Source organism: Chryseobacterium formosense, assembly GCF_900116415.1.
Classification (GTDB): Bacteria; Bacteroidota; Bacteroidia; order Flavobacteriales; family Weeksellaceae; genus Chryseobacterium; species Chryseobacterium formosense.
This window is the reverse complement of sequence record NZ_FPAP01000002.1, coordinates 889,599-911,775: the sequence shown is the minus strand read 5'-3', so window position 1 is coordinate 911,775 and position 22,177 is coordinate 889,599. Positions and strand designations below refer to the sequence as shown.

Sequence of the window (22,177 nt, the reverse complement as noted above, 5' to 3'; positions counted from 1 at the left end):
GGGTGTTAGATGTTAGATGACGGATGTTTGATATGCTGAACACTTGTAAAATCATTTATCAATCATCTATTATCATTTATATTTACTCTGCTTTTAATTTTAAAGACTGAAGGACTTTCTTCGGATCTTGTAATTTCACTTTTACTTTTTGGTCATCTTTTACTTTCTGAACACCATCCAACAAGATTTTATCGGTTTCTGATAATCCTGAAGCGACTACGTACAAATCAGGAAGTTCATACGCAACTTTGATATTCTTAGATTTGGCAACACCGTTTTTATCAATCACAAAAACATATTTCTGATCCTGAATTTCGTAGGTTGCTTTTTGTGGAATAATCAAAGCGTTTTTCAATGGCATTGTCATTCTGATCTTCCCTGTTTCTCCGTTTCTCAATAGTTTTTGAGGATTTGGAAACTTAGCTCTGAAAGCGATATTTCCGGTTTCGTTATCAAACTGACCTTCAATGGTTTGAATTTCTCCGGTTTGATTAAACATTTCACCATTCGCCATCATTAAATTGACATTTTGGTTTCCGCGATCTGCAATGTGAGTCTGATAATTTAAATATTCAGGTTCCGAAACATTGAAATATGTATAAATGTTTGTATTGTCTGAAAGAGTTGTTAAAAGCTCTCCTTCATCTACCAAACTTCCCAATTTCAAAGGAATTCTGTCGATAACTCCTGAAAATGGAGCTTTTATATCTGTAAATGATAGGTGAATTTGTGCCAATTTCATTTCTGCATTTGCGGCATCCAATTTAGCTTTAGCCATCAATCTTTCGTTTTTAGAAACAATATTATTGTCGGATAATGTACTTGCATTTCTCAGTTCGATGGAAGCCTGCTCTACTTCAGCTTTGGCTTTTAACAATTCAGCCTGATACAACTGAGGCATTATTCTGAACAAAGTTTGCCCCTGTTTCACATACTGACCTTCGTCTACATATATTTTTTCAAGGAAACCTTTTTCCTGAGCACGGACTTCAATATTTTTAACGGATTGAATCTGGGCGACGAAATCTTTATTAATAATCGTATCCATTTTTACGGGTGTTGTTACCGGATACACAGAATCTTCCTGCTTTTCTTCGTGTTTGTTGTTACAGCTTGATAACAACAGTAATGTGCCGAGAGCGACCAAAGATGCTACTCTTTTCATAAGTATATTTGTTTGAATTAAAATTGACCTACGAAATCACCATTTATTGGCGGAATACCAAGTATCGTGATCTCATAACTATTGAGGGATAAATCGTAAATGATAAAATTTGAATGATAGATGTGTTTTAGACACACAGAATTATTCTGTCTTTAGACAAGACAAAATATTATTTGAGCCAGAAAATTTTTATATTCTGATTGACCGAATAAAAATGAATCTTTTTACAGAAAGAATATCTGTAATAAAGTGATGGATATTTGGTTTAAATCTTTTCTGATATTTTAAACCAAACAAATAAATCAGCCCGAAAACACTGGCAAATACAATAATTGTTTTTGCAACGTCTGAAATCTGAAAACTAGCTTCATCCAACTCCAATGAAGCAGCATCTACATTATCGATCTGCTGCTGCACAGAAATTTTTTCTAAGGTCTGATTGAGACGATTTATTCTTTTCGGAAGATTTTGAGAAGTATGACCTACATAGTCATTACGCAATGTATTTGTATTAAGCCTGCTTTCTACTACGAATAGCAGAAATAAAGCGGTAAGAAAATAAATTATTGCGTTTTTCATTTGAAGCCACAAATGTAAGCCGAGTTTTATTAAACTTAAAATCAATTAACAAAATTTAACTGTAATTTAAATTAGCTAAAAGCGATTAAATGCATTTATATTAAAAAAAATTAAGCAAAAATCTATATACTCGGTATAAAATTTGCTTACAATAGACAAACTACAAATAAATTGGGTGGAAAATAAATTAATTCAGTTATTTTATCAAAATTTAACATATATTGTTAAAAAAAATTGTAATTTTACAATCAATATTAAACACCATTTTCATGAATTTTCAAAACAACAATTATTATGAAAAAAGTAGTAGTCATTTTATTTTCAGGTCTTTGTACCTTATCAGTAACAGCATGTAAACATTCTGCAAAAGATCCTGATCTTAATGCAGCAGCTACCCCAACTTCCACGATCACTAATGATGAAATTGTAAAGGAAACAATTACGGATCGTCACGGTGATGAAATGGAAATTATTACCAATAAGACTAAAAATAGTGTGATTGTACGTTTAAACGGGCAATCTTATGAGCTTCATAAAAATTTTGAAAATCCCGGTTTTTCTACTACAGATAACAAATATTCATACACTGAAACTAAGCATGAAGTCACCTTTCTGAAAAAAGATGCAGATATGGTTTTATTTCATGGGAAAAGAGATCAAGCCGCCACAAAATTGGCTTCACAATAAAAAATAAAGACGCTTTTAAACAGCGTCTTTTTTATTGAACCTTTCGAGTGATATTTCTTCAGGTAAAGGAAGATTATTTTCGATATAATCAAATAGTGATTTTGAGAAAAAGCAACCATTTAGAATCCCCCTTGCTCCTAAACCGTTGAAAACAAAGAAATTTTTATATTCCGGATGATGCCCTATGATTGGTCTTCTGTCTTTTACTGTAGGTCTGAAGCCAAAATGAACTTCTTTAATTTCGAAATTGTGAGGATAAAATTCCGACAGACCTCTTTGCAGCTGTTCAACTGCAGAATCGTCTATATCGTGATGCAACTGTTCACGATCGTAAGTTCCGCCATAAAAATGAAGTCCGCTTTCCAAAGGAAACAAAAAATGTTTCTTTTTAATGGTAATATCCTGCGGAAGTAATTCAGAAAGTTTTACACGGATGTGATGTCCTTTGTTAGGAATTACCGCAATATCCGAAAAATACGGATTTTCTTTCACGCCCATCCCTTCACAAAACAGAATATTTTTAAAATGAAAGTCTTTATATATGGAATCTGAAATATTTATTTCTGAATAATTCAATTTTTCTTTGATCAAATGACCGTTGCTTTCCAAAAAACTCATTACTCCATTGAAAAAACCCTTAACATTAAGACGAGCTGACTGATTTACCTTTCCTGTGAGAAAGTCGTTTTTTACTACGTTTAAATGATCAAATTTTTTGTCTAAAAAGTTTTTCAATTCAGTATTTTCGGCTTTTTTCACCCAAAGCTTCTGTTCATTTTCGTCATGGAAAATTCTGTGAATAGGTGAATCTATTAAATAATTTTCACCTGTATAAGTTTCTATCTCCTTTAAAGACTTTTTCAAAAAATCAATTTGCTCCTGAGCTTTCCAGAATGTGGTAAATTTTTTCAGCACAACAGGATTGACAATTCCCGCTGAAATTTGTGACGCACTTTTCTTTTGTTCGGAAAATACAACAAATGATTTGTTATTTAAAATTAGCTGATGTGCAAAAAACAATGCTGCATAACCATCACCAACAATAATGTAATCGACATTTTTCATAATAAAAAAACCTGAGTAAAAGTACTCAGGTTTTTTATAAATATCAAGTGAAATTTAGTAATTCCACATATCGTTCTCCATTTGAAGAATCTGATCTTTGATTCTTTGACTTTCAGCCAATTGCTCTTCAGCATTCTGAGGAACATAATCCTTAATTGTACCATCACCAAGACCGTTTGAAGACTTGTAGATGATTGAAGAGAATCTTCTAGCATTGATGATATCATCAAAAGATAAATCCGCTGAAGAATTTGCTCTGTTGAATACATAATTGTTTGCTAAGATTTCTCTTGCTTTTGGATAATATACCCAGAACAGATCAATAAGTTCGTCTTTACCTGCAATTGGCTTCCCTTCTGCATCGTAAACACCCTGAACAGCAGGATCTGGTCCCATTGCAGCAATACCAAGAGGTCTGTATTTCATCTGACCATCTCTCTTGTCAATAAACCACATACCCATAATTTTCAAAACTTTTACTTTTTCAGTAGTCGTTTGGAAAATATCTGTATATTCTTTTCTCTCCTGCTCTGTAAGTTGTCTTCCTGTAGCCATAATATCAACAGCTGCATCGTTTAAAACAACCTTTTCAAGTCTAGCTTTAATGGCATCCGGAGTTAATTTGATTGAAAAATTTTCATCATCATAAACTTCCTCAATTTGTCCACTCAAAGCAGCATCTAATAATATCTGGTATAAAGATCTTGTCGTTTTAGATAGAAGCCCGTTAGGATTATCATAGTAGAAAGGCTGATTAATCTTATCATTAAGATCAATTACTTCCCATACCATCATACTTTTCAAGACATCTTTCTCATCCACAAAACCATATTCTAGAGGAGTAATCTTATTGCTAATAACAGTATCCCCCACTTTCTTCATATTTTCAGCTCTCATCTGTCTGAATTCTTCCGGAGAAGAAGCATTTAGAATGCTTTGAGAAAATGCAAATCCAGAAGCTAAAACTAAAAGACTGCTAATATATTTTTTCATAATAATTCTATTTAATCTTATGGAACATTAATAACGATTGGAGTAATTCTCTTCACAGGACCCTCTAATCCTTGAGCTGTCGCTTTAATTTCAATAATTGAAACAACATCACCTGGTCTTACATTTTTCAATAAACCTTCAGCTGCATCAAGCGTATTACCTTTAACAAGCATTGCTGCTTTACCAGGAACTTTCACCATGAATTCTGTAACAGTAAACGATACTGGGAAATCAAAGTCAGGAATAGCTGCTTGTACAGTCTGATTCTTGATTGAAGTTGCCGGCATAGTAAGAGAATTTTGCCCTCTCATCTGCCCTTGTGGCGGTGGTACGTTTTTAATTCTGTATTCAAATACTTGTGAAACTCTCTTACCTGTAGGATCAGTACCAGAAAGGGTCAAGTTAATTGTATTACCAGTTGTTGGTTTTATATTCCACTTACCTTTACCTGCACTAGATACACTTCCGCTTGAAGCTGTTAATGATAGTTGAGCGTTATCTGCACCAAGAATAGATCCTGAAACAGGGTTTTGTAATCCTCTATACATTACATTCATCTTATCAGCAGAAAGTAATAATCCTTGCTCAAGTTTTACCTGTTGAGGACCAGCGATTACATTATAAGTATGTGTGAACGGGAATTGCTGGGCTTTTCCTGTAGCATCTGTTAACGTAATTACACCACCGATCTTTTTCTCTCCAATACCTCCTGTATTTAAAGGAAGATAACCTTTACCATTTTCTTGTCTACTTACTCCGCTAATGCTAATCTTGTTACTGTTTGAATAATTCCCTAACATGATAACAGCTTCAGCTTTTTTACCAGCCTGAACATCTGTAGGAGCAGAAACAATTGCTTCATAGCTTGTAAACTTGATGCTTGCATCTACTTTCTCCTGAAGCATCAACGCCAATGCATCTGACTGTACGTTTCTTGCATCATTCTGAATAATCTCTAAGTTAGAAATTGCAGCGATAAGTGGTTGGTGGTAGAATTTATTCTGAAACCAGGTTTTACCGTTCGGAGATTTTCCGTTTGCATATTCTGCGCTTAGAGAAGCATTTGCTCTGTCAACTAATTTCTGTAACTGAGGATTGTTTCCAAATGTAGAATTAATGTAATTTTTAACATCATCCATTTTCTTTTTCAATTCCAAAGCATTCGCAGAAGGAGTATTTTCATCACCTTCCTTGAAGAAATATTCAGTGGTAGCTTCGTTATTGTTCAAAGCAGAGAAATTCTCGCTGATATCCATGTCTTTACCGGTTTTCGGGTCTTTATCATGGAAATCTGAATTTTTCTTAACAACATCTTTACTATCCTGAGCAAATTTTACCAAGACATTAATCTTTTCCTTAAGTACCTTATACTGTTCCCATGGTTGAGCATAAGTATCGGGTACCTGTTGAGCTTTCGCTTCAAGAGTTTTCTCGAAAATATCTTCGTTTTTCTCTTCTGTTAAAAGTCTTGTTGCATTTAATGATCTTGTAGAATCATAATATGATCTGATAATTTCGACATCAATATTTAGGGCCATCATCGCGATGAACACCAAATACATAAGGTTGATCATCTTCTGACGTGGGGTCTGTTTTCCTTTTGCCATTCTCTTTTCTTTAGTTTTTGTTTAAATTAATGGTTAAGGATTATGACTTCATAGCAGTTAACATACCACCATAAACTCTGTTTAAGCTGTTTAAGTTAGTTGTTAAACCTTGTAATTCTTGATTAAATTTCTCAGATTGTTCTGCTGATTTCTGCATATCTTCAACATACTTCTTAGCAAAATCAGATTGTTTCTGACCATTTTCCAACTGCATAGCATAAAGAGCATTCATGCTTTCCATGTGTTGAGCAGCTTTGTTTAACTGGTCATTATATTTGTGTGTAGAAGCAGATACGTCAACAGTTTGGTTAATTTGATCTACTGAGCTTGAAAATTTGTCAATCCCTGTTCTTAGTCTATCAAACAATTGTACATCAAGCTTAGCATCCTGAAGCATTTTATCTAACTTCCCTGAAAGAGAGTTTTCTAATTCCGCAAAATGATCAACCGTGTTCTTTGTAGAAATATTTGAATGTAGAGGATTTGGATTTGCATGCTTATCCAACAATTCAGGATAAACATTTTCCCAGTGGTACGACTCTTCAGCAACAGGAGGGTCGAATGCAAAAATGATAAAGATAATTGCCTCAGTTACAAGCCCTACTGTAAGAGCGATGTTTCCGTTAATTGGTCCCAAGGTAATGTGAGTAATTTTAAGCCAAGCTCCAAGAATTACAATTGCAGCACCGAATGAATAAAAGAAATTCATCCAAGCATCTTTAGTCTTAAACATATAAGTTAGTTTTTTTTAAAGTTTTAAAATAAATTGATAATAAAATAATTTGAGAATATTATCTGTTAACTCTTTTCGCTTTAACAGCAGCTTCAGGAATATCTTGTACTGTTCTGAAACCGATATAACTTCTCGCAGAGTCTTTGTATTCCCAGTCTCTTGCTCCTGTCATCAACATATAACCAACATCTTTCCAAGACCCTCCTCTTACGGATTTCTTAGTGTCTGTTTTGGATTTTGTAGAAGGGTTTAAAGTAGAAGAGAAAGTGTAAGAAGAATTATCATATCCTGAAACAGTCCACTCAGATACGTTACCTGCCATATCAAATAATCCGAAAGAATTCTTTTTGAATTTCTTCACTGGAGCAGTATATGTATAAGTTCCTTTTTTCTCGTCTTCCATATAGCTACCTCTTTTCGGTTTGAAGTTAGCCAAATAACAACCTCTGTCATCCATTAGATAAGGACCACCCCAAGGATAAGTAGCATTTTGCTTACCGCCTCTTGCTGCATACTCCCATTCCATTTCATTTGGTAAACGGAATACTAAAGGTCTTTGTTTTTTTCTTTTTAAGCTTTCGTTATAATCAGATTTTAATTTTGATCTGAAATTACAGTAAGCTCTAGCCTGATCCCAAGTTACCCCTACGACAGGATAATCTTTATAAGCTTTGTGCCAGAAATACTGCTCGAATAACGGCTCATTATAGGTAAAATGGAAATCGTTTACCCAAACTGTTGTATCTGGATAGATTGCAATACTTTCGCTTCTCAGGAAGTTTACACCTCTTTCGTTATCAGCGATTGCTGCATCCATATCTCCCCACTTGTAATTATATTTTAATTTGCTTACGTCAATAAGTCTTTCGCTTCCAACTCTCGAAGAAGCCGGTAAATACATAGACTCTAAAACTTCAGCATATTCAACATCCGGATATTTAGACGTGCTCCAATGCAATGGAATTTTCCAGTCTAATCTCTTTGTATCATCATAATCTTCTCTACCTCCTGCTCCTTCTAAATATTCCTGATATGGTGTTAAATTTTCTTCTTTTTTAGCAAGATAAGCATAGTCTCCGATGCTTTGTCCTCTACCACGACCATCACCTCCTTCACCCGCAGCTTCAGCAAGCATTGTTCTAGCGATAGAATCTCTTACATAATTAATGAAAACTCTGTATTCTGCATTTGTAGTTTCAGCTTCATCCATAAAGAAAGGAGCTACAGTTACCGTTTTCAATGGTGCAGTTTCGCCATTATTGGTAAATGATTCATCAGCCATACCTGCAATAAAGGAACCGCCAGGAATTGCCACCATACCATAAGGTCTTTCTGCAACAAATGATTTTGTTTTTTCTCTTGGTATCAATTCTCCTTTTGTTCCCGGTTTACCTACCGAAGAGGCTCCCCCACCTGAACAAGATACCGATGCTACCGACGCAGACAATAATAAAAGAAATATCCTTTTCATGTTAATTTTTATAATTAAGCCGTAAATATATAATTTTTTTAAGAAACTTTTAAGATTTTTTTTGGAATAACGAAAAAAATCTAAATTTATTTTATTTCCAAGTACATTTTACTCTACTGTTACCGATTTTGCAAGATTCCTTGGCTGATCGACATTCGCTCCTCTGTATACTGCTATATAATAAGCCAGAAGTTGTAGTGGTACTGAAGCAACAATCGGAGAGAAACATTCTGATGTTTCAGGGATTTCGATCACATAATCTGCCATCGCGCTTACCTGAGTATCTCCCTTGTTTACTACAGCGATCACTTTTCCTTTTCTTGCTTTAATTTCCTGTACATTGCTCACAATCTTATCATAATGTCCTTTTTTAGGAGCAATGATAACAATCGGCATGTTTTCATCGATCAATGCAATCGGACCATGCTTCATTTCTGCAGCAGGATATCCTTCGGCGTGAATGTAAGAGATTTCTTTCAATTTTAAGGCTCCTTCCAAAGCAGCAGGATAATTATAGCCTCTTCCTAAATAAAGGAAGTTTGTTGCGTTTATAAAGTCTTTAGCAATATTTTGACTAAGCTCGTGAGTTCCTTCTAATACTTCTTCAATTTTTTTAGGTATTGCATCCAATTCAGAGATAAGACTCATGAATTCTGCATTTCCTAAGTTTCCATTATGTTTTCCTAATTTTAATGCAATTAAAGAAAGAATAGTCAATTGAGCCGTAAATGCTTTTGTAGAAGCCACACCAATTTCCGGTCCTGCGTGCGTATAAGATCCCGCATCTGTAATTCTTGCAATCGAAGAATCTACAACATTACAGATACCATATATAAATGCACCTCTCTCTTTAGCCAATTTCAAAGCAGCCATTGTATCTGCCGTTTCTCCTGACTGAGAAATTGCGATAACAACATCTTTATCGGTAATAATAGGATTTCTGTATCTGAATTCTGAAGCATACTCTACTTCAACAGGAATTCTGGCAAATTCCTCAATTAGATATTCACCGATGAGACCAGCATGCCAAGAAGTACCGCAAGCGATAATAATAATTCTGTTGGCATTTTTAAACCTTTCAACGTGATCCCAGATTCCTGCCATTTTAATGACTCCTTCATTTACAATAAGTCTTCCTCTCATTGTATCGTGGATCGATTTTGGTTGTTCGAAAATTTCTTTTAGCATGAAATGCTCAAATCCTCCTTTTTCGATTTGCTCTAAACTTAATTTAAGCTCCTGAATTTCAGGAATAATTTTAGAGTTATCCTGAATAGTTCTGATGTCAACACCTGATTCTAAAGATATTGTCGCCATATGACCTTCTTCAAGATAAATAGCTTCCTTAGTAAATTCAACGAAAGGAGATGCATCTGATGCAATGAAATATTCTTTTTCGCCAATTCCGATTGCTAAAGGCGAACCTAATCTTGCAACCACCAAAAGTCCAGGATAATCTTCGTGCATTACTGTAATTGCATAAGCTCCGTAAACTTCGTTCAGCGCATATCTTACCGCTGTAGGAAAATCTGTTTCAGTATTTAAATCAGTAAAATACTGGATCAAATTAACCAAAACTTCCGTATCGGTTTCAGATTTGAATGAAAATCCTTTATCAATAAGCATTGTTTTAATTGTATCATAGTTTTCGATGATACCATTATGAACAATTGCAATTTTTCCGTTATTAGAAACATGAGGATGGGAATTTCTGTCACTTGGAACTCCGTGAGTTGCCCAACGCGTGTGTCCCATTCCTATTTTCGCCGTTCCTTTTAAATTATTTGAAATATTTACAAGGTCATCAACTTTACCTTTAGTTTTTTCTACACTAAAGCTGTTGGCTGTATTTTCTAAAACAATTCCGGCACTGTCGTAGCCTCTGTATTCTAATCTTCTAAGACCATTGATAACAATATCATAGGCATCCTGAAAACCTGTATAACCAACTATTCCGCACATAATTAAATCAAGTGTATTTTTAAAATATTATTTTGTACCGTAAGTTACTCTTAACTTAGCATTTTTAACATTTGAAGGATCCGTCCCTACGAAAACGGTTCTTCCCATAGAGAAAGGTCTTGATGTATATTTGAACCCTGCAAGACTACCCGCTGAAGTAGAGATAAACTGTGCAAGATCAATTTTATAAAATTTGTCTTTATAATCTTTCCCAGATTCAACAATATCTTTTAAAGATTGTGTAACAGTGAATTCATAATAGTATCCTTCTGTTGTATCATAAGTTCTAAAAGGAACAAATGTAGATGCACTTCCCAAAACACTGTAATCTGTTGTATAATCAAAAACTGTTTTTCCATTTGTGTCTTTATCTCCCTGAAGGATTGTAAAGGCAGAAGGTTTTGCATAAGGATTCGACCAAACAGCATCATCGATATACAATCTGATTTTTGCACTGATAATTGCAGCTTTTTGATCCTGATACATTTTTTTAAGCTCATTAATTGTAAGAACAGGTAGCTTTATTCCGATAGAATTTCCTCCCATACCTTGGGCAAAAAGCTTTTTATCCCCATTTTCCATATCCGGTGTGAAGTTTGCTACTGCCGCACCACTTCTGTCATACTGATAATATCCTGAATGTGCGTTTGCACTTCCGATAGAGAATGAATATTTTAACTGAGGTCTTGTGTTCTGACCATTTTCCACTTTATCATTCTTATAATACATGATCAGTTCCATATCATTTGGATAGAACTGGAAAAGGTAACCATCACTTTCCTCTACAGAAATTTTCAATCCTCTGAAATATCTGATGAAGTTAGAAACATCTTTCAATTCCGGCTGACCTTTTTTAGCGATAATTTTAGACTGGAAAAAAGTAGGAGATAAAGGAATTCTGAAACCAGCTGCAGAGGAAAATAGTGAAGAACCATCAGAATCTTTAGTAATCGTAATCGCATTTACGTTACCCGAAAATTCTTTTGATCCTAAAACTGTTGAACTTGCAGCAAAGTCTTTATTTGAATAAACAGGATCATTATAACCATTCATAAATTCGGTTACTTCCTGTACTTGAATGTTCATTTTTTTCTTAGCCTTACCGTATTTTACAGCTGGATAAGTATTGACAACTTTTTTAGCATCGACATTACCATCCGGATAGACATAATTTTCATCCGTGGTTGTAGTAATTGAATCTGAACGATAAATAGGCTTAAGAACCAAAACTACAGAATCCACCACCGCATTTGTTCCGAAGTCGGGATCATTTGCAGGTAATCTCAACTGGGTAAAGTAGGTCGCTTTCTGCATCCCAAACTGACTTTCATTAAAAGCACCCAAAACACCTGTAGCAGAAGTATTGGCTGTAGAACCCAAAAGATTATACAGTGTATTTGCATCTGCTCTGATGGTATCATTATTACTTATATTATAAGCAGTAATATCATAAGGAACTTCTTTTCCGTTTGCCGCACCATCCAAAAACAGCTGCTCACCAAGAGAATCCGGTTCCGGCTCACAATTATAAACCAATACACCACCTAAAATCATTAAAGAAAGGATGGTGAAAATTTTTCTAATATTATAAATCATCAAAATGTATATTAATATAATTTACTGATAGAATCTACATCCAGGTATTCAGATTTTGATGTAGAAGTTTCGTTGAATGCTTTGTCCAGTTCTCCGTCTAAGAATTCATCTCCTTTTACCACTTCATCCACATAGTTCATACTTTCGATCACGAAACTTTGAAAGCTAGGATTATTTAATGCATTTAAATCTGAAATATTATCAAACTTCAGTTTTTCTCCTACGTTTGAAGCCAAAGGCGCATCCTTTTCATTATATAATGAAAGGACAATTTTGGCATCTTTGAAGTAAGAATCAGATTTGTAGTAAGTTTTAAGGTATACAGGCACGAATGAAGACATCCACCCGTTAAGATGAATAACATCCGGAACCCAGTTTAGTTTTTTAATAGTTTCAATCACACCGCGTGCAAAGAAGATGGCTCTTTCGTCGTTATCCTCAAATGCTACACCTTCGTCATCGAAATAGTATTGTTTTCTTTTGAAGTATTCTTCGTTATCGATGAAATAAACCTGAAGTCTTTCCCCCGGCAAAGAAGCTACTTTAATAATTAAAGGCTGATCTAAATCGTTAATAATAATATTCATTCCCGAAAGGCGAATCACCTCATGAAGCTGAAATTTCCTTTCACTTATCTGTCCGAATCTTGGCATAAAAACTCTTACATCATTGCCTTCTTGGTGCATTTTAAGTGCCATTTTGTTTACCACCGCTGCTAAATTTGTATCTTCCTGATAAGGGTACATCTCTGTGGTAATGTACAGTATTTTCTGATTGGGCATATAATTTTATCTAATTTTGAATAATGCTTTAATGTGCAAAATTACGAAAAAACATTCAACATTATTGTAATTAACATTTTTTTACGATAGTTGTAGGTATTATTGTATTAAAACTAAAATTGAATCCCTCAATATTTAGTATTTTTGAATTGTTATTAAAATAAACTATGGAAATTCTAAAAAACAGAAAAACGCTTCAGGATTTCGTTGAAAGACAGAAAGAAATGGGTAAAAGAATTGGTTTTGCTCCGACAATGGGTGCTTTACACAAAGGCCATCTTTCGCTGTACGAAGCTGCAAGAAAAGAAAACGATCTTGTAATTTCTTCAATTTTTGTTAATCCAACACAGTTTAACAATGCTGAAGATCTGGAAAAATATCCGAGAGATGTGGAACGCGATATATTAATTCTTGAAAATTCAGGATTAGTAGATGCTGTTTACATCCCGCAGGTTGAAGACATTTATCCTGAAAAAACAGAAAGCCAGCATTATGATTACGACGGACTGGAAAATGAGATGGAAGGGAAATCAAGACCCGGACATTTCGACGGGGTTGGAACAGTTGTTGAAGAACTTTTCAGACAGGTAACGCCGGACAATGCTTATTTCGGGGAGAAAGATTTTCAGCAATTGGCCATCATCCGAAAAATGGTTGAGAAAAAACAGCTTCCTGTAAAAATAACAGGCGTTTCTATTTACAGAGCAGAAAGCGGCTTGGCATTAAGCTCTAGAAACCAACGCCTCAGTGAAGAGAGAAGAGAAGACTCAAAAATCATCTATGAAATTCTGGTTAGTGTGAACCGTTGGTTCAAGTTAAAATCAATCGCAGAAATCAAAGAAAAAGTGAAAGAAATTCTCAGTACACAATCCGGAATGGAATTGGAATATTTTATGATTGCAGATGAGAATACTTTAAAAGAAACCGAAACTGTTGAAGATTCAAAATCGTACAGAGCATTTATAGTAGTGAATGTAGACGGAGTACGCCTAATCGACAATATGCATGTAGGTTAATACAAAAATCAAAGGCTTCCTGAAGGAAGCCTTTGAACACCAAATCACAAAATATTAATATGAAAAAAATTTACTTTTCAGTAAACTTGTGACCCGGCTGGGATTCGAACCCAGGACCCATACATTAAAAGTGTATTGCTCTACCAGCTGAGCTACCGAGTCGGCCACATAAAATTAACGTTGACAAATATAAAAATTTATTTTACATAATATCAATTATTAATTAAATATTTTTTTCTGCAGTGCCTGCGACTGGACTCGAACCAGCACATCCTTAGGAAACCACCCCCTCAAGATGGCGTGTCTACCAATTTCACCACGCAGGCAAAAAAATTACTTGATTTGTAATATTTTTTGCTAGTGACCCGGCTGGGATTCGAACCCAGGACCCATACATTAAAAGTGTATTGCTCTACCAGCTGAGCTACCGAGTCGGCCACTTTATTATCAAGTTTCATTGTTAAGTAATGTCCCTTGTTTTTAGTGGTGCAAAGATAGGACTTTTTTCATTATCTCAAAACTTTTTCGCAAATTTGTTTAAAATAAATTCATGGTAATTTCACTGATTGGATACATGGGAAGTGGCAAATCTCACATTTCCAAAATATTAAGCGACAAAATAAATTTTAAACTAATTGACCTCGATAAAGAAATTTCCTGGCGAAATAAATTAACCATCCCTGAAATTTTCGAGAAAAAGGGCGAGATCTACTTTAGAAAGCTGGAAAGAGAGACGCTGGAAGAAATTCTGGCAACCCAGGAAAACATTGTTTTGAGTCTTGGAGGAGGAACTCCGGCTTATTATAATAACATGGAAATTATTAACCATAATTCTAAAAGCATTTTTCTGAGAGCTTCTATCTCTACACTGGTTGAAAGACTTTCGAAACAGAAGGAGAAAAGACCTTTGATTGCCAAAATAACGGATGAAGATCTTCCCGAGTTTATTGCAAAGCATTTGTTTGAAAGAAATATTTTTTACAGTAAAGCTCAGTTTAGCATTAGTACAGATAACAAAACTCCCGAAGACATTGTAAAAGAAATAACAGAAAAGCTCTATCTCTAGAGCTTTTTCTTTTTAAGTATAATTAATTGTCGTTTTCAGATTCTGAATCATCACCTGTTTCTCCGAAGAAATCGTCCCAATCTGTAAAATCTGCTGCCACATCATTTTCCACATAATCATCCATATCACGTCTGTCTTTTTTAGTAGGACGCCCTTCACCTCTGTTTCGGTAATAATCCTGAGACATTTTACGCATTTTCAATAATTCATATTGTTCTTTGTCGGTAACATCTTTGATATGAAGCGGAACCAACTTAGCTCCAAGTCTGCTTTTAGGAATCTGAATGACTTTAATCTTATAGTCGATTTGATTTTTACGGATCTTAATCACATCGCCTTCTTTCACCTCCTTCGAAGACTTCACCACAGACTCACCTATAGAAACCCTGTTCTTCTTTATTTCGTCGGTAGAGATGGTTCTGGTCTTATAAAATCGAATACTCCATAAAAATTTATCTATTCTCATATTTTTTTATACTTTTGTCGTTATATTATTTGTAAAGTAATTAAAGTTTTTTGAAATGAAAAAAATATTTTTGTATATCCTTGCAGGATCATTGTGTTTCGCGGCTTGTAAAAAGGATGATGAAGTGGAAACTTTTGTAGAACCCGAAGACATTAATGTAAGAAACTCATACGATGAGCAGGCTATACAGAAATTCATGGATAACAACTATCTGGATTCTCAGGGAAATATAAAAGCTTTCAGCAGCACAGACGCATCTGATGATAATGAGAAAAAGCTTTCTCAATTAAGCCCACAAACGCTTCCTTCCGGAGTTATCTATATTAAAAGAGACGGGGCTCAGCCCAACCCGGGAGTGACTTTGAATACCGATTCATCATCTACCGATGCAACTCTTATTAAAACAATGATGAGAGCCAACTATTATCTTGCAACAGATGCAGACGGAAATGTAGCACTAACGTATTACGGAAGCTTACTGAATACTTTGGACGGAAGCGGTTCGCCTTATACAGATCCTACATTTTATTATGCTAAGAAAAGTCTTCTATCAGATACGAAACCTCGTAGTTATTATGAAATTCCAGGGTTTAAAGAGGGCTTAAAATACTTTCAAGGATATAACAATCTTCCTAATAGTGAACTTCCCAACCTGCAAGGTGTGATTATTGTTCCGTCAAAAGCGGCTTTCGCAAGAAACGACAATTATTACGGTCTTAAAAACATTACTTTTGTTTTCAATTTCCAAATTTATAATGCACAGACAAGACCTGCAGATCAGCAATAAAACTAAAACTTATAAAAAACGCTTCAGACATCTGAAGCGTTTTTTGTTTGGTTCTATCTTACATTTCCTAAAATATCAGGGAAATATTTATCTGAAAGATGTTCAAATTCATCACCTCGCATAAACATTGAGGCATCAACTTCTTCGTAAGAGCTTCTTCCTGCCGCGGCAATCAGTTCATTACAAGTATGAAGCGTATTTTTATGGAAATGATATACTCTTTCTGCTTTGTCGGTTACATCAAGTCCTTTGATCAACATTTTATCCTGAGTTGCCACACCGGTGGGACAGTTATTATTATTGCACCTCAAAGCCTGAATGCATCCCAGAGAAAACATAAATCCTCTTGCATTGTTACACATATCCGCTCCCATCGCAACAGCTCTCAGAATATCTAAACTGGTGAGAACTTTTCCGCTTGCAATCACTCTTAGTTTATCTCTTAAATTATAATTTTTCAGTGTTCTGTTTACGAAAATCAAAGCCGGTTCCAAAGGCATTCCTACTCCGTCTGAAAATTCGGGTGGGGCAGCTCCTGTTCCACCTTCTGCCCCATCAATCGTAATAAAATCAGGATAGATTTTTAAAACATTCATCTGAACGCAAATGTCTTCAAATTCTTTAGTATCACCAATACACAATTTAAATCCAATAGGTTTTCCACCGGAAAGCTCTCTCAGCTGTTTTACAAAATTTAATAATCCTGCTGCATTAGAAAAAGATGAATGGGAAGGTGGTGATATGATTGTCATTCCCGGTGTGACGTGACGAATTTTTGCAATCTCAGGCGTATTTTTTACTCCGGGTAAAACTCCGCCATGACCTGGTTTTGCGCCTTGAGATAATTTAATTTCAACCATTTTCACATTCGGAAGTGTAGAATATTTTGTAAACAATTCAGGATTAAATTTACCTTCATCATCTCTACAGCCAAAATATCCCGTCCCGATTTGCCAACAGAGATCTCCTCCTTCCAGATGATGTGGAGAAATCCCTCCTTCTCCTGTGTTATGATAAAAGTTTCCTTTTTTTGCCCCTCTGTTTAACGAAATCTGTGCTCTATCACTTAATGCCCCGAAACTCATTGCCGAAATATTAAATAATGAAGCATGATAAGGCTGAGAACACTGCTCTCCACCCACCCAAACCCGAGGAAGTTCTTCTTTGGGAGACTTTGCATAAATAGAATGTTTTATTCCTTCGTATTTTCTGTGATTCACCTCTAATTGAGTTCCGAAAGGAACGGTATCGCTAAGGTTTTTTGAACGTCTGTACACAGCAGAACGCTGATTTCTCGGAAAAGGTTTTCCGTCTGTTTCTCGTTCGATAAAATATTGCTGCATTTCGGGCGAAATACTTTCGAAAAAATACCTGAAGTATCCTAATACAGGGAAGTTTCTTAAAATAGCGTGCTTGGTTTGATATGTATTATAAACACCTAAAATATAAACCGCTGTCAAAAAAGTTGGAATCCAATAATGTGCTCTGATCAGCAATGCTATCACCCATGTAGCAATTACCAATACAATTCCCCAAGATAAAAACTTATCTCTCATAAGAATGTAGATTTAAAAATGTTAAAGAATAAATTTAATAGAAATAAAGCAAACAGACTAAACTTTTGCTAAAAAACTTTCGTAAGACGATTGCACAGAAACCGTGCCATCTGACAGGATTTTTTCTAAATTCAGAAATTCTATTTGGTTAACGGAGGCCAGATCAAAATCTTTCTGAACTCTCACATAATTTTCTGTGAAACCGAACATTTTACCATCTTTATTTTCGTGTTCCCAAAGTACAGGAAGAGTCTTTCCAAGCTGGGTTTGATAAAATGCCATCTTTTTCTTTTCGGATAATATTCTAAGCATTTTATTACGCTTTTTTCTTTCAGGAATTGGCACAACTCCCTCCATTCCGACAGCTTCGGTGTTTTCTCTTTCAGAATAGGTGAAAACGTGAAGATAGGTAATCGGAAGTTCGTTCAGGAAATGATACGTTTCCATAAATCTTTCTTCAGTTTCACCCGGAAAACCCACAATAACATCCACACCGATTGCAGCATGAGGCATTACTTCACGAATTTTATTAACTCTGTCGTTGTACAATTTCGTTAAATAGCGGCGTTTCATTTTTTTCAAAAGATCATCACTTCCCGATTGCAAAGGAATGTGAAAATGCGGTACAAAACTTTTGCTTTTAGAAACCAGCTCGATGCTTTCATCTTTCAAAAGATTGGGTTCAATAGAAGAAATACGGATTCTTTCAATGCCTTCAACCTGATCCAGTTCAGAAATCAAATCCAGAAAAGTATGCTCGTGTCTTTTGTTTCCGAATTCACCTTTTCCGTAATCACCGATATTTACACCCGTCAGAACAATTTCTTTGATGTCTTTTGCAGCGATTTCTTTAGCATTATTCAATACATTCTCAATGGTGTCCGAACGCGAAATTCCTCTTGCCAAAGGAATTGTACAATAGGTACATTTATAATCGCAACCGTCCTGAACTTTCAGAAAAGCTCTCGTCCTGTCTCCGATGGAATAACTTCCGATAAAGAAATCAGTTTCTTCAATTTCGCAAGAATGAACAATTCCTTCACTTTCAGATTTCTCCAGATCATCTAGATAACTCAGAATATTGAATTTTTCTTTAGCTCCAAGAACCAAATCTACTCCTTCAATTTGTGAAATTTCTTCAGGTTTCAACTGTGCATAACATCCAACAATCACTACCAAACCTTCCGGATTGGCTTTCATGGCTCTTTTTACGTGAAGTTTACACTCACGGTCGGCGTTTTCAGTTACTGAACAGGTATTGATAACATACACATTAGCCTTTTCATCAAAACTTACTTTATCATAACCAGCATCTGTTAATTGACGGGCAATGGTAGATGTTTCCGCAAAATTTAATTTGCAGCCAAGGGTATGAAATGCGGCAGTTCTGTGAAATTGAGACATTTATTGATACTGAATTTTGTGGGTGCAAAGATAATCAATTTAATATGAATTCTAAATCGATTGAATCTATTGTTTGTATTCATCACGAATTTCCGGGCTGTTTTGATAGCAAACCGGAGAAGAATTCAAACCCGAATTATTCTCAGAAAATTGAGTTTTCATATCTGAATTAAATTCATCTGACTTATTTCTTGCTATGGAAAGTGTTTTCCAGTCTTCATTTCTAAGCATTTTAGCAATAAAAACAATCTGACCGATATGATAAGGATAATGCGCCAACTGACGGAAAACCGCATCGATTACCGAATGCGGCTCGTTTCTGATATAAATGGTTGAGTGTAAATTTTCATTAGTAATTTGCTTTAAAGCATCAAAGAGGCATTTCCAGCCTTTTTCCCAATAGGCTAAAACCTCATCTTTTGTTTTAAAAGTATTGATAAATTCTTCATCCCGGTTTCGCCAAGATTTTTCTCCGTCTTCAGCCAGAAAGTTCGTCCATCTCGACAGCATATTTCCTGCAATATGTTTTACAATAATTGCAATCGAATTGCTTTCTTCATTAAACTGCCAGAAAATCTGCTCATCCGAAAGCTGCCCAAATGATTTGTCACCAAGCATTTTGTAATACTCAAAACGTTTTATGAATAATTCAGTCATATAATAATTTTAAAACCAAGTTAGCTTTTTTTGCGTATATAAAAGTAAATTACAGCCTATGAATTGTAAGATCAGCCATTTTATGCAGGATTTAAATTCCTTAAATATTGAGAAGCTTGAAAAATGGTTTACAGATGAAACTGTGATATGGATCCCGCCTGCAAAAGAAATTTCCGGAAAAAGCAGAATCTTGGCATTATTTCGAGCAATTTTCAGACGCTATGAAAAAATACAATGGAATGTTGCCGAGATTTTTCATTTGGGAAACAACAAATATTTTTACCAGACATCATCCATTGGAAATATGACAGGAAAGGGAATGTATAAGAACGAAATCTGCACCGTCGTACAGTTTTCGGAATGCGGAAAAATAGTTTATCTCTCTGATTACTTTAAAGATACAAAAGTTTTTAAATAACAAAATCCATCTTTTGGGAGATGGATTTTGTTTTTATAAATAATCGTTAATTATTCTCTATTTTTCACTAATACCCAACCGGTATATTTAATTGGAGTACCTTTTTTATCATTTTCATTCCAGGATACAGAATACCAGTAATTTCCGGTAGGAACTTTTTTGTTTCCTGTCGTTCCGTCCCATTTATAATTATTCATTTTATCTGCCTGGAAAATTTTATTTCCGTATCGGTCGAACACATTGAATATTAAATTTCTTTTATTTGCCAAAGCAGAATAATCGATGATGTCATTTATGCCGTCTCCGTTTGGTGTGATTACATTCACGAGATTGGGAACAACAATTCCGATTTCGATAGGCTCACAATCATAAGCGTCTTTTACATAAATTTTGTGATCACCTCTTTTAATATTCGCAAACACATTAGAATCCTGCCAAGCAATATTATCCATAGAATATTGATACGGAGCTGTTCCGCCATTTACATTTACTGTAACCGTAGTGTTAGAAATATCAACACTTGTAATAACCGGCTGTTCGGAAGAATATACATTTACAGGCTGAAGAACAATACAGTCGCCCGTTTTCAGCTCTACCCAATAGCTTCCGACACCAACATCAGTAATGGTTTGTGTTGTTGCACCTGTACTCCATTCGTAGCCGTCAAATCCGGCTCCTGCATCAAGCGTTGTTCTGTCTTCCATACAAATTGTTTTGTCTTTCAGCACAGAAGAATATACCGGAGGAATTACTTCTAAGGTAATCTTGGCAATTCCGTAACAACCTTTTTCATCAATTACTTTTACATAGACTACAGCATTTGGGGAAATAAAATTGTTCGAAGGTATTATTTCGTTTGTACCATTCGTAGCATCTGTAAGAGAAGGATAAAATTTCTTGGTAACACCAGACTGACCTGTCACAGAAGCTATATTAAGATCAAAAGAGGCTGTTTTTAGCTTAACATCATAGGTACAGGCTCTGATTTTAGCATCATTCACGATTACTTCCGGATAAAACTTCAGTGTTATAACAGCATAATCAGAACATCCATCGTTTGTTTTCACATCAGCATACACCGTTCCTTCCGCCGACAAATGGATGATTGGATTAGAAATTTGTCCGGTTCCTGCGTTTAATGCAGCCAAGGTAGGATAATATGTTATAGTCACATTTGGTCCGCTGAAAACATTAGCAAGAGTTAAATTAAATGTAGCCTGCCCGCTTTTATTATTATTACACGCATAAATTGTAGTATCATTTGCCGTAATATTTCCTAATTTAAACTTAAATGCACCAATCTGCCTGCAAGAATTGAGCGCACTGTTCGGGTTTGTAGGATCGCTATAATGAATACTGTAATAGTAAGTAGTTGTCGTATTTACAATGATAGGCGTTGTAATCGGGCTTGCTCCTGAAAGCGCATCATTTTGTGAAGTGTGGTACGAAATCGTAAAATTTGGGTTGCTGTTTAGAATACCTGCTGAAAGCGAAGTAAAATCAAACAAAGCCGGGCTTGAACAAATAAGAATTTCACGAGGGTCGCCAGGATTAGCTCCGGCAACTCCCGGTGGAACAAACGGATTCGGCTGTAGCGCAGGATCTGTAAACGGAGAAGCCAAGGTTGCCGTTCCGCCCCAGGTTAAGGAAAAAGGAGCCGTTGTTGAGCTTCCTGCACCAACCCAATTATCTATATACAGATAATAAGTCTGTCCGGCCACAACATCCAAATATTTACAATATGGAGTAAGAGATCCTCCCGCCGCACTTGTTATGGTACTTGTCATGTTTAATCCTGTTGATGCACCAGCTCCGAATAAAACCGTTGCCGCATTACATCGGATCGGGAAACCTAAGGCGCCACACGTAACATTCGGGCCGTAAACCGCCCAGTCATAATCTGCATCGGGATCATTTGGAACCAAATTGAAAGTAAGAGTTCCGCTGGTTGCAATGGTAAGTTTATACCAGATAGAATTGTGCTCTCCGGTACTGAGACAATCGCCTAAAGTCTCATTGACCAAGCCTATTCCTGTAGGGCTGTATGTAATATTCGAGTTACCACAAACTGCTAAAGCGGTAGAGCAATCTGCCTGCGAATAAAAAGTCTGAGAAATACAAAATAGAATAAAAAGTAGAGTTTTTTTCATGTCTAATTTGGTTATAA

The 22,177-nt window shown here is 35.4% G+C and carries 20 protein-coding genes and 3 tRNA genes; 5 read left to right on the top strand and 18 right to left on the bottom strand.

Annotation, left to right across the window (positions count from 1 at the left end):
• Window positions 1-82: 82 nt before the first annotated feature.
• Both BM371_RS10495 and BM371_RS10490 read right to left on the bottom strand, forming a co-directional pair.
• Complete coding sequence (locus BM371_RS10495) at window positions 83-1,165, bottom strand: efflux RND transporter periplasmic adaptor subunit (RefSeq protein ID WP_034674058.1); 1,083 nt, start codon at window positions 1,163-1,165, stop codon at window positions 83-85.
• A gap of 189 nt (window positions 1,166-1,354) precedes the next feature.
• Entirely contained in the window at window positions 1,355-1,744 is a 390-nt protein-coding gene (locus BM371_RS10490; protein ID WP_034674057.1) for a hypothetical protein, read from the bottom strand.
• Window positions 1,745-2,038: 294 nt separating this feature from the next.
• On the opposite strand from BM371_RS10490, the gene BM371_RS10485 reads away from it, so the two are divergent.
• A complete protein-coding gene (locus tag BM371_RS10485) occupies window positions 2,039-2,431 on the top strand; it encodes a hypothetical protein (protein WP_034674056.1) in 393 nt (130 codons plus the stop codon).
• A gap of 15 nt (window positions 2,432-2,446) precedes the next feature.
• Here the strand turns inward: BM371_RS10485 and BM371_RS10480 are convergent, their stop codons facing one another.
• The 8 genes from BM371_RS10480 to BM371_RS10445 all read right to left on the bottom strand — a co-directional run bounded on the left by BM371_RS10480 (window position 2,447) and on the right by BM371_RS10445 (window position 12,640).
• Window positions 2,447-3,496, bottom strand: a complete 1,050-nt coding sequence (locus BM371_RS10480) for an NAD(P)/FAD-dependent oxidoreductase (protein WP_034674054.1) — start codon at window positions 3,494-3,496, stop codon at window positions 2,447-2,449.
• 54 nt (window positions 3,497-3,550) lie between these two features.
• Window positions 3,551-4,489, bottom strand: a complete 939-nt coding sequence (gene porN, locus BM371_RS10475) for a type IX secretion system ring subunit PorN/GldN (RefSeq protein ID WP_034674052.1) — start codon at window positions 4,487-4,489, stop codon at window positions 3,551-3,553.
• Between the two features lie 17 nt (window positions 4,490-4,506).
• A complete protein-coding gene (gene porM / locus BM371_RS10470) occupies window positions 4,507-6,096 on the bottom strand; it encodes a type IX secretion system motor protein PorM/GldM (protein ID WP_034674050.1) in 1,590 nt (529 codons plus the stop codon).
• A gap of 40 nt (window positions 6,097-6,136) precedes the next feature.
• The gene (porL, locus tag BM371_RS10465; RefSeq protein WP_034674048.1) at window positions 6,137-6,829 is read right to left on the bottom strand and encodes a type IX secretion system motor protein PorL/GldL; all 693 of its coding nucleotides are present in this window, start codon (window positions 6,827-6,829) and stop codon (window positions 6,137-6,139) included.
• Window positions 6,830-6,887: 58 nt separating this feature from the next.
• Window positions 6,888-8,300, bottom strand: a complete 1,413-nt coding sequence (gene porK, locus BM371_RS10460) for a T9SS ring complex lipoprotein PorK/GldK (protein WP_034674046.1) — start codon at window positions 8,298-8,300, stop codon at window positions 6,888-6,890.
• Window positions 8,301-8,408: 108 nt separating this feature from the next.
• Window positions 8,409-10,262, bottom strand: coding sequence for a glutamine--fructose-6-phosphate transaminase (isomerizing) (gene glmS / locus BM371_RS10455; RefSeq protein ID WP_034674044.1), 1,854 nt, complete (start codon window positions 10,260-10,262; stop codon window positions 8,409-8,411).
• Between the two features lie 27 nt (window positions 10,263-10,289).
• Entirely contained in the window at window positions 10,290-11,858 is a 1,569-nt protein-coding gene (locus BM371_RS10450; RefSeq protein ID WP_034674042.1) for a DUF4270 family protein, read from the bottom strand.
• Between the two features lie 11 nt (window positions 11,859-11,869).
• Window positions 11,870-12,640 (bottom strand): glycogen/starch synthase, encoded by a 771-nt coding sequence (locus tag BM371_RS10445; protein WP_034674040.1) that lies wholly within the window; start codon window positions 12,638-12,640, stop codon window positions 11,870-11,872.
• A gap of 167 nt (window positions 12,641-12,807) precedes the next feature.
• On the opposite strand from BM371_RS10445, the gene panC reads away from it, so the two are divergent.
• Window positions 12,808-13,656: a pantoate--beta-alanine ligase gene (panC, locus tag BM371_RS10440; protein WP_034674039.1), complete on the top strand. Its 849-nt coding sequence runs from the start codon at window positions 12,808-12,810 to the stop codon at window positions 13,654-13,656.
• 89 nt (window positions 13,657-13,745) lie between these two features.
• Here the strand turns inward: panC and BM371_RS10435 are convergent.
• The 3 genes from BM371_RS10435 to BM371_RS10425 form a co-directional block, all read right to left on the bottom strand.
• Window positions 13,746-13,818 (bottom strand) — tRNA-Lys (locus tag BM371_RS10435).
• An 81-nt stretch (window positions 13,819-13,899) separates the two neighbouring features.
• Window positions 13,900-13,982, bottom strand: a tRNA-Leu gene (locus tag BM371_RS10430).
• A 35-nt stretch (window positions 13,983-14,017) separates the two neighbouring features.
• Window positions 14,018-14,090 (bottom strand) — tRNA-Lys (locus tag BM371_RS10425).
• Window positions 14,091-14,206: 116 nt separating this feature from the next.
• Here BM371_RS10425 and BM371_RS10420 point away from each other — a divergent pair.
• Complete coding sequence (locus tag BM371_RS10420; RefSeq protein WP_034674037.1) at window positions 14,207-14,722, top strand: shikimate kinase; 516 nt, start codon at window positions 14,207-14,209, stop codon at window positions 14,720-14,722.
• Between the two features lie 22 nt (window positions 14,723-14,744).
• Here BM371_RS10420 and BM371_RS10415 read toward each other — a convergent pair whose 3' ends face one another.
• Window positions 14,745-15,188, bottom strand: a complete 444-nt coding sequence (locus tag BM371_RS10415) for an RNA-binding S4 domain-containing protein (protein WP_034674035.1) — start codon at window positions 15,186-15,188, stop codon at window positions 14,745-14,747.
• A gap of 55 nt (window positions 15,189-15,243) precedes the next feature.
• Here BM371_RS10415 and BM371_RS10410 point away from each other — a divergent pair, with 55 nt between their 5' ends.
• Window positions 15,244-15,975 carry a hypothetical protein gene (locus BM371_RS10410; RefSeq protein ID WP_034674032.1) on the top strand — a complete coding sequence of 244 codons (732 nt, stop codon included), beginning with the start codon at window positions 15,244-15,246 and terminating at the stop codon, window positions 15,973-15,975.
• A 53-nt stretch (window positions 15,976-16,028) separates the two neighbouring features.
• Here the strand turns inward: BM371_RS10410 and BM371_RS10405 are convergent, their stop codons facing one another.
• The 3 genes from BM371_RS10405 to BM371_RS10395 all read right to left on the bottom strand — a co-directional run bounded on the left by BM371_RS10405 (window position 16,029) and on the right by BM371_RS10395 (window position 19,592).
• A complete protein-coding gene (locus BM371_RS10405) occupies window positions 16,029-17,531 on the bottom strand; it encodes an FMN-binding glutamate synthase family protein (protein ID WP_034674030.1) in 1,503 nt (500 codons plus the stop codon).
• 57 nt (window positions 17,532-17,588) lie between these two features.
• Complete coding sequence (gene mtaB / locus BM371_RS10400) at window positions 17,589-18,935, bottom strand: tRNA (N(6)-L-threonylcarbamoyladenosine(37)-C(2))-methylthiotransferase MtaB (protein ID WP_034674028.1); 1,347 nt, start codon at window positions 18,933-18,935, stop codon at window positions 17,589-17,591.
• A gap of 66 nt (window positions 18,936-19,001) precedes the next feature.
• Entirely contained in the window at window positions 19,002-19,592 is a 591-nt protein-coding gene (locus BM371_RS10395; protein ID WP_034674025.1) for a DUF1572 domain-containing protein, read from the bottom strand.
• Window positions 19,593-19,650: 58 nt separating this feature from the next.
• On the opposite strand from BM371_RS10395, the gene BM371_RS10390 reads away from it, so the two are divergent.
• Window positions 19,651-20,010, top strand: a complete 360-nt coding sequence (locus tag BM371_RS10390; protein ID WP_034674024.1) for a nuclear transport factor 2 family protein — start codon at window positions 19,651-19,653, stop codon at window positions 20,008-20,010.
• Between the two features lie 50 nt (window positions 20,011-20,060).
• Here the strand turns inward: BM371_RS10390 and BM371_RS10385 are convergent, their stop codons facing one another.
• A complete protein-coding gene (locus tag BM371_RS10385; protein ID WP_034674023.1) occupies window positions 20,061-22,160 on the bottom strand; it encodes a T9SS type B sorting domain-containing protein in 2,100 nt (699 codons plus the stop codon).
• Between the last annotated feature and the right edge of the window lie 17 nt (window positions 22,161-22,177).